Origin of the sequence: Kitasatospora sp. NPDC058046 (assembly GCF_042885595.1) — a bacterium.
GTDB lineage: Bacteria > Actinomycetota > Actinomycetes > Streptomycetales > Streptomycetaceae > Kitasatospora.
Genome location: NZ_JBHVRS010000015.1, coordinates 209,974 through 222,529, shown reverse-complemented (window position 1 = coordinate 222,529; position 12,556 = coordinate 209,974). Strand labels below are relative to the sequence as shown.

General features: G+C 71.7%; 15 protein-coding genes. 13 read left to right on the top strand and 2 right to left on the bottom strand.

What is annotated here, in order from left to right:
* Positions 1-30 precede the first annotated feature (30 nt).
* The 10 genes from ACFVU7_RS27970 to folE are packed head-to-tail and all read left to right on the top strand — an operon-like array spanning position 31 to position 7,617.
* Positions 31-813 (top strand): RNA-directed DNA polymerase, encoded by a 783-nt coding sequence (locus tag ACFVU7_RS27970; protein ID WP_387828675.1) that lies wholly within the window; start codon positions 31-33, stop codon positions 811-813.
* A 10-nt stretch (positions 814-823) separates the two neighbouring features.
* Positions 824-1,387 carry a formylglycine-generating enzyme family protein gene (locus ACFVU7_RS27965; RefSeq protein WP_387828677.1) on the top strand — a complete coding sequence of 188 codons (564 nt, stop codon included), beginning with the start codon at positions 824-826 and terminating at the stop codon, positions 1,385-1,387.
* Entirely contained in the window at positions 1,384-1,827 is a 444-nt protein-coding gene (locus tag ACFVU7_RS27960) for a hypothetical protein (RefSeq protein ID WP_387828679.1), read from the top strand. The genes ACFVU7_RS27965 and ACFVU7_RS27960 overlap by 4 nt, the downstream gene beginning before the upstream one ends.
* Positions 1,827-2,864, top strand: coding sequence for a glycosyltransferase family 2 protein (locus tag ACFVU7_RS27955; protein WP_388047752.1), 1,038 nt, complete (start codon positions 1,827-1,829; stop codon positions 2,862-2,864). Before ACFVU7_RS27960 ends, ACFVU7_RS27955 begins: the two co-directional genes overlap by 1 nt.
* Positions 2,861-3,808, top strand: a complete 948-nt coding sequence (locus ACFVU7_RS27950) for a radical SAM protein (protein ID WP_388047751.1) — start codon at positions 2,861-2,863, stop codon at positions 3,806-3,808. Before ACFVU7_RS27955 ends, ACFVU7_RS27950 begins: the two co-directional genes overlap by 4 nt.
* On the top strand, positions 3,805-4,362 hold the full coding sequence (locus tag ACFVU7_RS27945) for a phosphoribosyltransferase (RefSeq protein ID WP_388047749.1): 558 nt from the start codon (positions 3,805-3,807) through the stop codon (positions 4,360-4,362). The genes ACFVU7_RS27950 and ACFVU7_RS27945 overlap by 4 nt, the downstream gene beginning before the upstream one ends.
* Entirely contained in the window at positions 4,344-5,492 is a 1,149-nt protein-coding gene (locus tag ACFVU7_RS27940; protein WP_387828687.1) for a glycosyltransferase family 4 protein, read from the top strand. The genes ACFVU7_RS27945 and ACFVU7_RS27940 overlap by 19 nt, the downstream gene beginning before the upstream one ends.
* Positions 5,492-6,355: a 5'-3' exonuclease H3TH domain-containing protein gene (locus ACFVU7_RS27935; RefSeq protein WP_387828688.1), complete on the top strand. Its 864-nt coding sequence runs from the start codon at positions 5,492-5,494 to the stop codon at positions 6,353-6,355. Before ACFVU7_RS27940 ends, ACFVU7_RS27935 begins: the two co-directional genes overlap by 1 nt.
* Positions 6,352-6,969, top strand: coding sequence for a PIG-L deacetylase family protein (locus ACFVU7_RS27930; RefSeq protein ID WP_387828690.1), 618 nt, complete (start codon positions 6,352-6,354; stop codon positions 6,967-6,969). The genes ACFVU7_RS27935 and ACFVU7_RS27930 overlap by 4 nt, the downstream gene beginning before the upstream one ends.
* 51 nt (positions 6,970-7,020) lie before the next feature.
* On the top strand, positions 7,021-7,617 hold the full coding sequence (folE, locus tag ACFVU7_RS27925) for a GTP cyclohydrolase I (protein WP_074003092.1): 597 nt from the start codon (positions 7,021-7,023) through the stop codon (positions 7,615-7,617).
* Positions 7,618-7,858: 241 nt separating this feature from the next.
* Here the strand turns inward: folE and ACFVU7_RS27920 are convergent, their stop codons facing one another.
* A complete protein-coding gene (locus tag ACFVU7_RS27920; protein ID WP_387828692.1) occupies positions 7,859-9,244 on the bottom strand; it encodes a rhodanese-like domain-containing protein in 1,386 nt (461 codons plus the stop codon).
* A gap of 238 nt (positions 9,245-9,482) precedes the next feature.
* Here ACFVU7_RS27920 and ACFVU7_RS27915 point away from each other — a divergent pair, with 238 nt between their 5' ends.
* Positions 9,483-9,674, top strand: coding sequence for an AlpA family transcriptional regulator (locus ACFVU7_RS27915; RefSeq protein ID WP_074003094.1), 192 nt, complete (start codon positions 9,483-9,485; stop codon positions 9,672-9,674).
* 50 nt (positions 9,675-9,724) lie between these two features.
* On the opposite strand, the gene ACFVU7_RS27910 is transcribed toward ACFVU7_RS27915, so the two are convergent.
* A complete protein-coding gene (locus ACFVU7_RS27910; protein ID WP_387828694.1) occupies positions 9,725-10,879 on the bottom strand; it encodes a tyrosine-type recombinase/integrase in 1,155 nt (384 codons plus the stop codon).
* Positions 10,880-11,384: 505 nt separating this feature from the next.
* On the opposite strand from ACFVU7_RS27910, the gene ACFVU7_RS27905 reads away from it, so the two are divergent.
* Positions 11,385-11,774 carry a rhodanese-like domain-containing protein gene (locus tag ACFVU7_RS27905; RefSeq protein WP_388047747.1) on the top strand — a complete coding sequence of 130 codons (390 nt, stop codon included), beginning with the start codon at positions 11,385-11,387 and terminating at the stop codon, positions 11,772-11,774.
* Entirely contained in the window at positions 11,771-12,520 is a 750-nt protein-coding gene (locus tag ACFVU7_RS27900) for a sulfite exporter TauE/SafE family protein (protein ID WP_074003096.1), read from the top strand. Before ACFVU7_RS27905 ends, ACFVU7_RS27900 begins: the two co-directional genes overlap by 4 nt.
* The last annotated feature ends 36 nt before the right edge of the window (positions 12,521-12,556 follow it).

The window sequence follows — 12,556 nt, the reverse complement described above, 5'->3', positions numbered from 1 at the left end:
AACTCCCGTCCCGCGCGCGCACATTCGCTGATGTCCTTCCTCATCGAACCCCGACACCTGAAGGCCGCCGCACGGGCCTGCATGCGCCGCGCGGGGTCGCCGGGCGCCGACGGGATGAGCTGGGCGCAGTTCCGGCAGGGCATGGACGGCCGGTTGGAAGCCCTGGCCGAGGAACTTCGGACGGGTTCCTGGCGGCCCGGTCCGCTGCGCGAGGTGGCGATCACCACCTACACCGGCAAGGCGATGCCCTCGGTGATCCCGACGGTGGCGGACCGGATCGTCCAGCGGGCGATGCGGTCCGCAATCGAGCCGGTGTTGGAGCAGCGGGCGTTCGCCGACTGGGTCTCGGGCTACCGGGCCGGGCGGAACCGGGTCACCGCTCTGCGCGACTCCGACCGGCACCTACGGGAGGGCTTCCGGTGGGTGGCGGACGTGGACGTGCGGCGGGTGTCGGAGGGGTCGTGCGCGGCCGAGGTCACCGACTGGCTGGCCGAGCACGTGGCGGACGGCTCGTTCCTGCGCCTGTTCGAGCGGGTGCTGGAGCCGTTGCCGTGGCCGCTCGTCCCGGGCACGGCGCTCGCGCCGCTGCTGATCAACCTGCGGCTGTCGCGGGCGGACGCGAGGCTCGCGGGGCTGCGCACGGTGCGGTTCGCCGACAACTACTGCGTCTTCTGCGGCGGCGCCGAGCAGGCCGGAGAGGCCCTCGAAGCCCTCACCGGCGCGCTGGCGCGCTGTGGGCTGCGGCCCAACCTCGCCAAGTCCAAGGTCTGGGCCGGCGTGAACGCCGAAGACCTGTTCCTGATCGCCGGATGAAGGGGCAGCGATGACGACGAACCTCATCGACCACAGGCTCGCCTGGGTGCCGGTGCCGGGCGGTGTCTGCCTGTTCGGCGACCGGAAGAAGCCGGTGAAGGTGGTCGACCTGGAGTGGACGGCGACCCCGGTCACCCCGGCCCAGCTCGGCCTCGCTCCGGACCACCGGCCGCTGGTCGGGGTGGCCCACGCGCAGGCGGCCCGGATCGCGGCAGACCTGGGCGGCCGGCTGCCGCTGTCGAAGGAGTGGGAGTGGGCGGCCTCCGGGCCCGAGCGCCGACGGTACCCGTGGGGAGTCGAGGAGCCGGCCGAGGGACGAGCGAACCTGCGCGACCTCTGCGGACGGCTCACCCCGGTCAACTCCCACCCCGGGGGCCGGACCCCGACCGGGCTGTGGGACATGGCGGGCAACTGCTGGGAGTGGACTGCTTCGAAGACGATCGGCGGCGGCTTTGTGATCCGCGGCGGTTCCTACAACTCCCTGCCGCTGTACGCCCGGTGCACGTTCCTGAACGCCGCTCCGGCCGAGCTCAGCTCGCCGGGCATCGGCTTCCGGGTGGTGAGGGCGGCGTGATCGGCGACCTGGTGATCGCGGGCTGTTCGCGCCGCAAGGCGCCGGACGTCGGCCTCCTGCCCGCCCTGGAGCGGTACGCCGGAGGCATCGCGCCGCAGTTGCACAGCCGCTTCGCCGATCACCCGCACGCGCGCAGCCGGATCCGCTTCCTGTCCGCGGCCTTCGGCCTGGTGCGTGCGGACGACCTGATCGCCTCGTACGACCAGCGCCTCGACTCCGACCGGGTCAAGGGGCTGCGCATGATCGTGAACGGGCAGCTGCGGCGCGACTTCGCCGCCCACGGCATCCCCCAACGGGTGCTGCTGGTCCTCGAACCCGACTACCTGGTCCTGCTCGCCGACCTCCTGGCCCTGCCGGAGCGCCCGGTCCTGCACTGGATCTCCGACCCCCGCGGCTGGCCCCAGGCCGCCGCCGTGCTCGACGAATGGAGGTGGCCGTGATGAACATCAGCCTCACGGACGCGCTCAAGACCCAGGCCAACGCCCACCGGTACTTCACCACCGGGTTCACCGAGCGCACCGGTCTGAACTGGCACCAGCCCACCCCCGCGCAGGCCGCCGCCGGCCGGACGATGTCGGTAGTGATCCCGGCCCGCAACACCGCCTACGCCCTGCCGACGGTGCTGAACGCGCTCGGCGCGCAGCAGCACGCGGCCGACGTGGAGGTGATCCTCGTGGACGATGCCTCCACGGACGCGACGTTCGAGATCGCCCGCCGGCACCCGGTGGTCACCACCGCGGTGCGCCTGGCCGAGCGACGCGGCTCGGCGGCGGCGCGCAACGCCGGTGTCCGCCTCACCCAGGCACCGACCGTCCTGTTCGTCGACGCGGACATGGTGCTGCCGCCGCACGTGTTCGCCGATGTCGCCGTGCGCGCCGCGGCCGACACCGTGCTGACCGGGTTCCGGCACAACGTCGCCTATCGTGCGTCGCCCTGCGGTGAGCCGTTGCTGCCCAAGGCACCCCCGCTCCTCGGTGCCGACCACCGCGTCACCTGGAAACCCCCGGTGGGCAAGGTCCTGCCGTACTCCGGCCTCACGCTCACCGACGCGCTGGATGGGCGCCCGCTGGATGCCACCAACGACTTCCAGGCCCTCGGGTACGGCCGGTCCTACTACGACTGGGATCTGCCGCGGATGGTCGTCACCGCGCTGCTGGCCGTTCCGCGCGAGCAGTTGGTCGGCGTCGGCGGATTCGACGAGGAGTTCGGGGTGCTGGGCTGGGGCATGGAGGACACCCACCTCGGCGCGGCCCTGATCGCCTCCGGCTGCCTCGTGGTCCCGCTGCGTCAGGCCGTGGGCTTCCACCTCGATCCGCCGGACGCCGCCGCCCAGTGGCAGGCCAAGCTCGCCTCCTGGCCCGCGACGCTCGCCCACTACCGCCACCTGCTGTCCCTTCCCGCCCCCGTCGACCGCGGCGACGCCTTTGTCGCCGCCGCTGACAAGCACCTGACCGACGCCGAGGTGATCACCCGATGATCCGCGCCTTCGCCGCCGCCACGTTCGACGGCACCACCGTCGTGCACGACCCCGCGGTCGGCACCAACCACCTGCCACCCCGGCCGTTGCCCGCCGGCTGCGTCGCCTTGGACGACCGGCAGGTGGCCGCCTGGCCCGAGGCCGACCCCTCCGTCCTGCCGCTCGACTTCCCGCTGAGCATGTGCTGGTCCCCGATCGTGCGCTGCAACCTGGACTGCCCGCAGTGCCTCGACGACAAGAGCGTGCGCGAGTCCACCGCGGCCGAGCGGCGCGTCCTCGCCGGCCACATCGCCGCCTCGGGGGTGCTGGGCGTGGACATCTCCGGCGGCGAGCCGCTGCTGCTGCGCGACCTGCCCGAGCTCGCCCGCGCCATTCGCCACCAGGGCACCAACGTGGTCAGCTGCACCACCAACGGGTGGCACCTCGCCCGCCGTGCCGAGGGACTCGCCGACTCCCTCGACGCGATCCGGGTCTCCCTCGACGGCGCCACCGAGGCCACCCACGACCGCTGGCGCGGCCAGGACAGCTACCGGCGCGCCGTCGCGGGCATCCGCGCCGCCGTCGACGAAGGCCTGTTCGTGCAGCTCCAGATGGTCCTCATGCGGTCCAACCAGCACGAGGCCCAGGAACTACTGGACCGCGCCGCCCAACTCGGTGCCGGCGGGGTGACCTTCCTCCAGATGCTCCCCATCGGCGAAGGCACCGCACTCGCCGCCGAGCAGATGCTCACCGACGAGCAGGCCCGGGAGATCGTCAGCCCGCTCGCCGTCCCCGACGGCGTCCGGGTCCGGCTGCGCACCCGCACCAGTGCGGGCGGCTTCACCGTCCTGCGCGCCGACGGCTACGCCTGGCGCAACACCCGGGGTGCCACCGGCATCTCCGCGTTCGTCCCCGTCACCGGCCCGGCCGACCTGCGCTTGCCCACGTCCGGGGGTTCCTCGTGACCAGTTCCTCGCGCACCGGCAGGCGGGTCTTCGCCCAGCGCGTCCCGTTCGCGCCGACGCACTACCAGTGCTTCGACGCGGCCCGCCTGATCGCCGAGTCCGTCGTCGGGATCGACCCGGACGTGACCTGCGTGATCGGCATCGCCTCCGGCGGGATCAAACCGGCCCGCCTCATGGCCGACTACCTCAAAGTGCCCTTCCACACCGTCGCTGCCAGGCACAACAAGAGCGACGCCCCGTTCCAGCAGGCCACGGGCGACGTCGCGGTCCGGCTCGCCAACTCCCTGCCCGGACGCCTGTCCGGGACAGTGCTCCTCGTGGACGACATCGCCGGCACCGGAGCGACGTTCACCGCCGTCAGCAATGCGCTGAACGACCGGCTCGACTACTCCGCCGAGATCATGACGGCGGCACTCTTCCGCAACCGCGGGTGCACGCAGATCCCCGACCGGTGGGCCTGGACCGTCGACGACTGGGTCGTCTTCCCCTGGGAGACACCGCACAGCGGCCAGACCCAACCCGTATCCGCCCTGAAGTGGGTGAGCGCCCGGTGATCACCCAGCCCTCCTCCCGCGGCGTCCTGCTGGTCCTCGTCTCCTGGACCCCTGACGCCCCGGCCGGCATCGAACGCGCGACGGCCGCGCTGGCCCTCGGCCTCGCCCGGAATGGCCACCGGCCCGTCATCGCCACCGCCGCACCCCAGCCCGAAGGCCCCGGCCTTCCCGGCGTCACCATCGCCCGATTGCGCCTCGACGACGTGCAGTTCCCGTGCGACGACGACGTGCTGCGCCGCGCCGTCACCTACCAGGACACCAGGCTGACCCGCCAGATCCGGGACCTGATCACCGAACACCGCATCGACACCGTCCTGTTCACCGACGCGCTGTGGGGCCTCGGCCGCCTGCGCGGCGACATCCCCGGCCACGTTCGCCGGGCCCTCGCCGCCCACGTCAAGCCGCACACCCTCGACGCCGGGCCCGCACTCGCCCGCGCCACCCGCGTCCTCGTGCCCTCCGCCGTCATGCGCGACGAGCTGGCCGGCTGGGGCCCGCGCAACCTCCGCGTCGTCCCCAACGCACTCATGCCCAACCCCATCGTGGCACCACCAGCGCCGGAGCTCCGCGAGCAGCTGCGCCGCAGCGGCCCGGTACGCGTCCTCGCACGGCTCGGGCCGGAGAAGGGCGCACTCGACCTGCTGGAGGCCGCCTCCGACTGGGACCGGCCCCTCGAAGTAGCCCTCGCCGAAGCGGGGTTCGAGGACAGTACGGGATCCCAGTCCGAACTCCTCGACGCCTGCAGGAAAGCAGCCGCCCGGACCCCGAACGTCCGTCTGCGCGGGGCGCTGGCCTGGGACGAGGTGCTTCCCTGGCTCTCCGGCGCGGCGGTGGTGATCGTGCCCAGCCACCAGGAGACCTTCGGCCTGGTCGCGCTGGAGGCGATGAGCGTCGGCACCCCGGTCGTCGCCTACCGGGTCGGCAACCTGCCCGCCCTGATCAGCCCGACCGGCGACGGCGACCACCTCCTCGTCGACCACGACGACGGCCCGACCGCTCTCCACAAGGCGGCCCAAACCCTGCTGGAAGATGACATACTGTACGCCGCGACTACACAGACCGTGTATCGGCAGGCGGCCCAGTTCGAGCCGCGCCGAATCGCTGACTTCTTCCTGGAGGCGGTGTCGTGATGCCCGAAACCCCAGCAACCCCTGCTCCGTTGCTGCTCGTCGACGGATTCAACCTTCTGTGGGCCGGCACCTTCGGCTTCCCTGCCCCGATCTTCTCCCGCGACAAGACCCGCGAACTGACCGGCCTGTTCGCCTTCTTCGCCCTGCTGCGCGCCACGGTCCGCGACGACCTCGACGTCGCACAGCCCGAGGTCCTGGTCGTCTTCGACGGCGAGCACGGCACGGCCGAGCGCGTCGCCGCCGACCAGGAGTACAAGGCGAACCGGGAGGCGACACCGGAGGCGCTCAAGCCGCTGCAGTTCCTCGCCCCGGTGAAGGACGGCCTGGACGCGTACGGGATCCGGTGGGTCGAGATCGAGAACGCCGAAGCCGACGACGTGATCGCCACCCTCGCCACCCGGGCCGCCGCCTCCCGGCCGGTCCTGGTGATGTCGCGGGACATGGACTTCTACCAGGTCCTAGACGACCGCGTTCGGGTCCTCAACCGCTCCCGGAAGTCCTCCCAGCGAATCATCACGACCGAAGAGGTCCTCGCCCGCTACGGCGTCACTCCCGCCCAGTGGCCGGCCTTCCGCGCCCTGACAGGCGACAAGTCCGACAACATCCCCGGCGTCCGCGGCGTCGGGCCGAAGGTCGCCGCCACCCTGCTGCGCGACGGCATGCGGCTGCATGACCTGTCCAGCTCCGGCCGGCTGACCGGCGCCAAGGGCGCGGCGATCACCACCGCCTGGGCCGACGTGCTGCGCTGGGAGGCGATGATCACGGTGCGCCGCGACCTGGACGTGCCCGTCGCCCTCCGCGGCGAGGCCAGCCCCCAGCTGCCGAAGCCCGCCGATGTCGTCGAGAAGCTGGGGCTGTGGTGAGCGATGCCGTGCCCGGCTCGGTCCTGGCCGCCTTCGCACACCCCGACGACGCCGAACTGTGGGCCGGCGCCACCCTCGCCCTCCACTCCCGGTGCGCCGCCGTCACCATCGTCGTCCCGTACCGCGACGAACTCCGCGACGCCGAGGCCCGCAAGGGCGCCGCCGTCCTCGGGGCCGAACTACGCCAAGTGCCCCGGCTCGACCACGCCACCATGCAGCAAGTGCTGCTGGAGGCAGAGCCGGACGTCGTCATCACCCACCCGCTCAACGACGTTCACCCTGAGCACCGGGCCGTCGCCGCCGCCGTGCTCGCGGCCGTGCCCGAGCCTCGGATCGCCACCGGCCGGCCGAGCCGCTTCTACACCTGCGACACCTACAACTCGCTCACTCTCGACGGCCCGGTGCGCGCCGACGTCATCGTGGACACCACCGCGACCTTCGACACCAAGATGGCCGCGCTGCGCGAGCACGTGAGCCAGCCGATCGAGCAGCACTTCGGGCCCATGGCCGAGAACCTCGGCCGGCTCTGGGGCGCCCGCATCGGAACCCGGTACGCCGAGGCGTTCACCGCTGTACCGATCCTCGGCTGTCTGCCGAGCGCCGCCCACCTCTGACACGCCGCACTTCGCGGCCCACCTACCGTCAACTCACCCCAAGGGATGACCATGACGTCCATACCCGTGCAAGCCCAGCGCCGCCGCCCGGTCGACCGCCCGCGCGTCGAAGAGCTGACCCGCGAGTTGCTGCTCGCCCTCGGCGAAGACCCCGACCGTGACGGTCTCAAGGACACGCCCCGCCGGTTCGCCGACTGGTGGGGCGAGTTCCTCGACCACGATCCCGGCAGGCTCGACACCAGCTTCGCCCAGGAGGGCCGGTTCGGCGACTTCGTCCTGCTGACCGGCATCGAGGCGTGGAGCGTCTGCGAGCACCATCTGCTCCCCTTCCGCCTCGACGTCTCCATCGCCTACGTGCCGGCCACCGCCGTCCTCGGCCTGTCCAAACTGGTGCGGCACCTGGAGGCCCACACCCACGCCCTCCAGCTCCAGGAACGCATCACCCGCGACGTCGCCCACGATCTCGCCAAGGCCGCCGCCACCGACGACGTCGCCGTCTTCACCACCGGCGAGCACCTGTGCATGAGCATGCGCGGCGTCAAGGCCACCTCGGTACGCACCACCACCATATGCCGGCTCGGCCGCACCGAAAGCGACCCCAACCTCGCTGCCCGCATCGAACGCCTCGCGCTGCCCGTCCGCCTGTAGCCGCCTCCCCCCTCGACGCATCAGGAACCCCGAACGTCGCGGGCTGCCCGAGGCTGCCGCCAGCTGGTACTCCGCCAGCAAGGACCAGTACCGGAACATCGCCAGCAGCCGGGATGTACAACGCCTGCACGCCCGACTGCTCGCGCTGCCGCAGCAGTGACCGACACTCACCTTTCCGAGCCCCACCACGGCCACGTCCCGCTTCCGTGGCCCGGACAAAGGTGAAGCGGGACGGCTGGGGTCAGGCCCGGGCGGGGTGGGTGAGGATGTGCCAGGCGGTGTAGCCGCCGAGGAGGTCGGAGACGTCGGGGTGGCCGTGGTGGCGCAGGAGGCTGGCGGCGATGGAGGAGCGGTGGCCGCTGGCGCAGTGCACGACCAGGGGGTGGTCGGTGGGGATCTCGTCGAGGCGGGCGGGGAGTTCGGTCAGGGGGATGTGGAGGGATCCTTCGATGGATCCCGTTTCGCGTTCGCCGCAGGTGCGGACGTCCAGGACGGTGGGGGGCTGTTCGGCGGTGAGGGTGGTGCGGAGTTGGTCGGCGGTGAGGCGGCTGGCGGGGGTGAGGTCGTCGGCGAGGGCGGGCAGGGCGTTGTCGGGGTTGCGCAGGTAGCCGGCGATGTGGTCGAAGCCGATGCGGGCGAGGCGGGTGACGACCTCGTCCTCGCGGTCCTGCGGGGCGATGATCGCGATGGTGCTGTCGGGGGTGAGGACGGTGCCGGCCTGTTCGGCGAAGCGGCCGTCGACGGGGACGCTGACGGCGCCGCGCAGGTGTCCCGCGCCGAAGTCCTGGGGGCTGCGGGCGTCAAGGACGACGGCACCCGCGGTACGGGCCTCCCTGAAGCCCTCGGGGCACAGGGGGCGGGTGGCGTTCGTGCGGTCGAGCAGCGGGCGGTCCTGCCGGTTGAGGGCGGCGTCGTGGCCGAAGTAGGCGGGGGCGGCGGACTGGCCGGCGGTGACGATGCGGACGAAGGTGTCCTGGTCCATCGGCTGGCAGGCGTAGTTGGTCAGTCGCTGCGCGCCGATGGTGGACTGGCGGTCGGTGGAGAGGTTCTTGCCGCAGGCCGAGCCGGCCCCGTGGGCGGGGAAGACGAGGGTCTCGTCGGGCAGGCCCATCAGCTTGCGGTGCACGCTGTCGTAGAGCATCGCGCCGAGCTCCTCGGCCGTGACGCCGACCGAGGCGAGCAGGTCGGGGCGGCCGACGTCGCCGATGAACAGCGCGTCGCCGGTGAGCACGCCGTACGGGACGGTGTCGTCGGGCTGCTCGAAGACCAGGATGCTGATCGACTCGGGCGTGTGCCCGGGGGTCTCCAGGATCTGCAGGGTGACGTCGCCGAGTTCGATCCGCTCGCCGTCGGCGAGCTTGCGGATTGGGTACTCGGTCTCGGCCCGGTGCCCGTACCCGATCCAGGCGCCGGTACGGTCGGCCAGTTCGAGGTGGCCGGCGAGGAAGTCGGCGTGGAAGTGGGTGTTGATGACGCCGACGACGGTCAGGCCGCGTGCCGTGGCGTCGGCGAGGTACTCGTCGACATCCCGGCGGGGGTCGACGATCACGGCCTGGCCGGTGCGCTCGTCGGCGATCAGGTACGAGGCCTGGGAGAGGCAGTCGAGGTAGTACTGGCTGAAGATCACGGGATTTCTCCTCGTCGGGTCTGACAGGCTGGCTCTATGTCGAGTGTACCCCCGGGGGTATTTTATCGACGCAATCGAGGCGCTCGCGATCTGCCGCGTGAACTCCGACGCCACTGCCCCAGGCCACTGGAAGCGGCCCTCCTTCGGGCGCTATCACGCGGCGACGGCGCGGCCAAACTGCTTTTCTCCATGGATAGTTCAGGCTCCGCGAGTTCGACCGATCACCCAGGAGGAGCCCGTGCCCGAGCACTTCATGAGCGTCAAGCAGACTGCCGAGTACCTGAACATGTCCGTAGCGTGGGTATACCGGGACGCTCCTCGGGTGGGACTCGTTCCCTACCGATTCGGTGGTGGGCGGAACGCGAAGCTGCAGTTCAAGGTGTCGGAGGTGCATGCCTGGGTGAGGCAGCAGCGGTTGTCCGGCGCCTGAGCCGGCGGTGCAAGTGCGGGCCTGCCCATGACGGGCAGACCCGCACTCGTTCACGCGGCCAGACCGAGGTCCAGGACCTGCGCCGCGCGGCTGATGGAGCCGGGCATGAGGTGGCGGTAGATCTTGAAGGTGATCTCGATGTTGCGGTGGCCCATCCACTCCGCGACGTCGGTGATCGGGATGTTGTTGCTGAGGCAGTTCGACGCGAAGAAGTGGCGCAGGCCGTAGAGGACCATGCCCTCGGGGATGTCGGCCTGCCCGGAGGCCCTGATCCTCTGCCACTGGTTGTGGATGACGTGGTGCGGCATGGCCAGACCGATGTCCTTGGGATTGCGCAGAAGGTAGCCGTCCACGGTCCCGTACGTGTCCGCGTACCGCTCGATGGCCTGCTTGGTGCGTGTCGGCAGCGGCACGTCGCGGTACTCGCCGACCTTGCGGTGCTTCAGGCGCGCGTAGGTCTTGGTCGCCTGGTTGACCTGCTCGGTGACGCGGTAGACGTCATCGGCGACGATGTTGTTGATGTTGACGGCGAATGCCTCGCCGTTGCGCAAGCCGCAGCCGCTCATGAGTTCCGCGACCAGGCGGAAGGCGTCGTCACCGGTGCTTCGAATCTCCTGTAGTTGAGCGAGGGAGGGGATCACCACCCGCTCCGGGTCGTACTGGGGAGGCTGGACACCGTTCATCGGGCTGTCCTCGTAGAGGCCCAGCCTGTGCGCGTCCAGCAGGATGGTCTTCAGCCTGACGAAGGCATTGGTCTGGGCGGCCAGGCCGACACCGTTCCGCTCCATGGTCTCGACGAACGCTTCCACGACCTTGTGGTCGAACGTGCCCATGCGGCGACTGCCGAATGCCGGGAGAAGGTGGTTCTTCAGGATGGAGTCGATGTTCCGCAGCGAGGTCGGGCTCTGGTGACGCTGACCCTTCAGCCACTCAGCGGTGTAGGCCGAGAAGTGCATCCCGCCGTACTTCTTGATGCGCTCCGCCTTGCGCTGGCTCTGCGGGGAGTTCTTCCGCGCGTGGTAGACCTCGGCAAGGCGGGCCTTCGCCTTCTCCTGGTTGACGAAGCCAGACTCCTCCGTCTGCCGCCCGGCCGCGTTGCGGTACCTGATCTTGTACTCGTGCGGGCACTTGCTCCAGCGGGACTCCGGATGCTCGCACTCCTTGAAGAAGCTGCCCATGCCGCGGGTGAGGCCTGTGGTCGCCATCTGCTGGTACCTCCCGGAATCCTGCTGACCTTTTGCTGACCCCGGATGGTCGATCATGCCCCTGAGCTGGGCGGAAACGTCAGACTCGTGATAACTGGGCGAAGTACACGGGGGACCTTCCTGGGCGGCATAGGACTGGGCGGCTCGGGGCCGGGCGGTGCGGGGGTGGGCGGCTCGTAGGCCTGGGCGGTGTCGGGCGCCGCAGCGCCGTTCTGATACCCCCCTCGGTATATTTGCGAGCATACGGCTGCCCGAGCCGATACGGGACGGGGTATCGCCGAGTGATTTCGATAATACCCCCGGGGGTACTATGGTGGGGCACCGAGGGGCCGGCCACCGCCGCCGAGCCAGGTACGGGCCAGGTGCCGGCGGGGCCGAGGACGCACCGGCCGTGCCACGCACCCGGCACACCACCCGCACCGGGCCACCGGGCCCGTACGGACGCCCGCGCCGCCCCCGACCCGCCGGACCACTGCGGTCCGGTCTGCACCACTGGAGACACCTCATGCCCTTGCTGCCGCACGCCCACCGGCCCGACGCCCACGGACCGGGCGCCCCCGGGCGGGCCACCCCCGCCGAGGCCCACGAGCTCGCCCGCACCGGCGCCGCCGTCCTGCTGGACGTCCGGGAGGCCGCCGAGTTCGCCGCCGGACACGCCCCCGGCGCGCTGCACCAGCCGCTGATCGGGCTGGCCGCCGGCGTCCCACTGCCGACCGGGGCGGCCGGGCGGACCGTGCTGGCGATCTGCCGCTCCGGCAACCGATCCGGGCGCGCGGCGGAACTGCTCGCGCGGCGCGGCGTCGAGGCACTGAACGTGGTCGGCGGCATGGGCGCTTGGGCGCTGGCCGGGCTGCCGGTCACCACGCCCGACGGCGGCGCCGGGCACGTGATATGACCACGCTGATCCTGGCGCTCGCCGCCGGTGCGGTGGTCGGGCTGGCCCTGGGCGGGCTGGGCGGTGGCGGCAGCATGCTCGCCGTCCCCGCCCTCGTCTACCTGCTGGGCTTCAGCCCGGCGCTGGCCACCACCGCCAGCCTGGTGATCGTCGCCGCGACCTCGCTGACCGGGCTGCTCGCCCACGCCCGGGCGGGCCGGGTCCGCTGGCGCACCGGCGCGCTGTTCGCCGCCGCCGGACTGCCCGCCGCCATGGCCGCCGGGGCGCTGTCCGCCCATCTGCCGGGCGCGCTGCTGACCGGTGCCTTCTCGGTACTGGCGGCGCTCGCGGCCTGGCGGATGCTGAAGCCGCCCGCGAAGAACGCGCAGGAACGTTCCGCCGCCGGAGTCGGCCGCTCCACGGCGGCGGGCGCCGGGCTCGGCGCCGTCACCGGACTGCTCGGCGTCGGCGGCGGCTTCCTCGCCGTACCGGCCCTGGTCTCGGTGCTCGCCTTCACCATGGCCGAGGCCGTCGGCACCAGCCTGCTGGTCATCACCGCCAACTCGCTCGCCGCCCTGCTGCCCCGCCTCGGCTCAGCCGGGGCGATCGACTGGGCCGTGGCCGCCCCCTTCACCGGGGCGGCGATCCTCGGCGCCTGGGACGGCAAGCGGCTGGCCGACAAGCTCAGCGGGCGCACCCTCCAGAAGGCCTTCGCCGTCGCCCTGCTGGCCGTCGCCGCGCTGATGCTCATCACCACGGTGAGCTGATCACGGCGGTGGGCTGATCACCACGGCGAGCCGCCC

Coding starts and splice junctions, on each gene's coding strand:
- ACFVU7_RS27970 (WP_387828675.1), top strand. CDS start 31: ATGTCCTTCCTCATCGAACCCCGACACCTGAAGGCCGCCGCACGGGCC.
- ACFVU7_RS27965 (WP_387828677.1), top strand. CDS start 824: ATGACGACGAACCTCATCGACCACAGGCTCGCCTGGGTGCCGGTGCCG.
- ACFVU7_RS27955 (WP_388047752.1), top strand. CDS start 1,827: ATGAACATCAGCCTCACGGACGCGCTCAAGACCCAGGCCAACGCCCAC.
- ACFVU7_RS27950 (WP_388047751.1), top strand. CDS start 2,861: ATGATCCGCGCCTTCGCCGCCGCCACGTTCGACGGCACCACCGTCGTG.
- ACFVU7_RS27935 (WP_387828688.1), top strand. CDS start 5,492: ATGCCCGAAACCCCAGCAACCCCTGCTCCGTTGCTGCTCGTCGACGGA.
- folE (WP_074003092.1), top strand. CDS start 7,021: ATGACGTCCATACCCGTGCAAGCCCAGCGCCGCCGCCCGGTCGACCGC.
- ACFVU7_RS27910 (WP_387828694.1), bottom strand. CDS start 10,879: ATGGCGACCACAGGCCTCACCCGCGGCATGGGCAGCTTCTTCAAGGAG.
- ACFVU7_RS27905 (WP_388047747.1), top strand. CDS start 11,385: ATGCCCTTGCTGCCGCACGCCCACCGGCCCGACGCCCACGGACCGGGC.
- ACFVU7_RS27900 (WP_074003096.1), top strand. CDS start 11,771: ATGACCACGCTGATCCTGGCGCTCGCCGCCGGTGCGGTGGTCGGGCTG.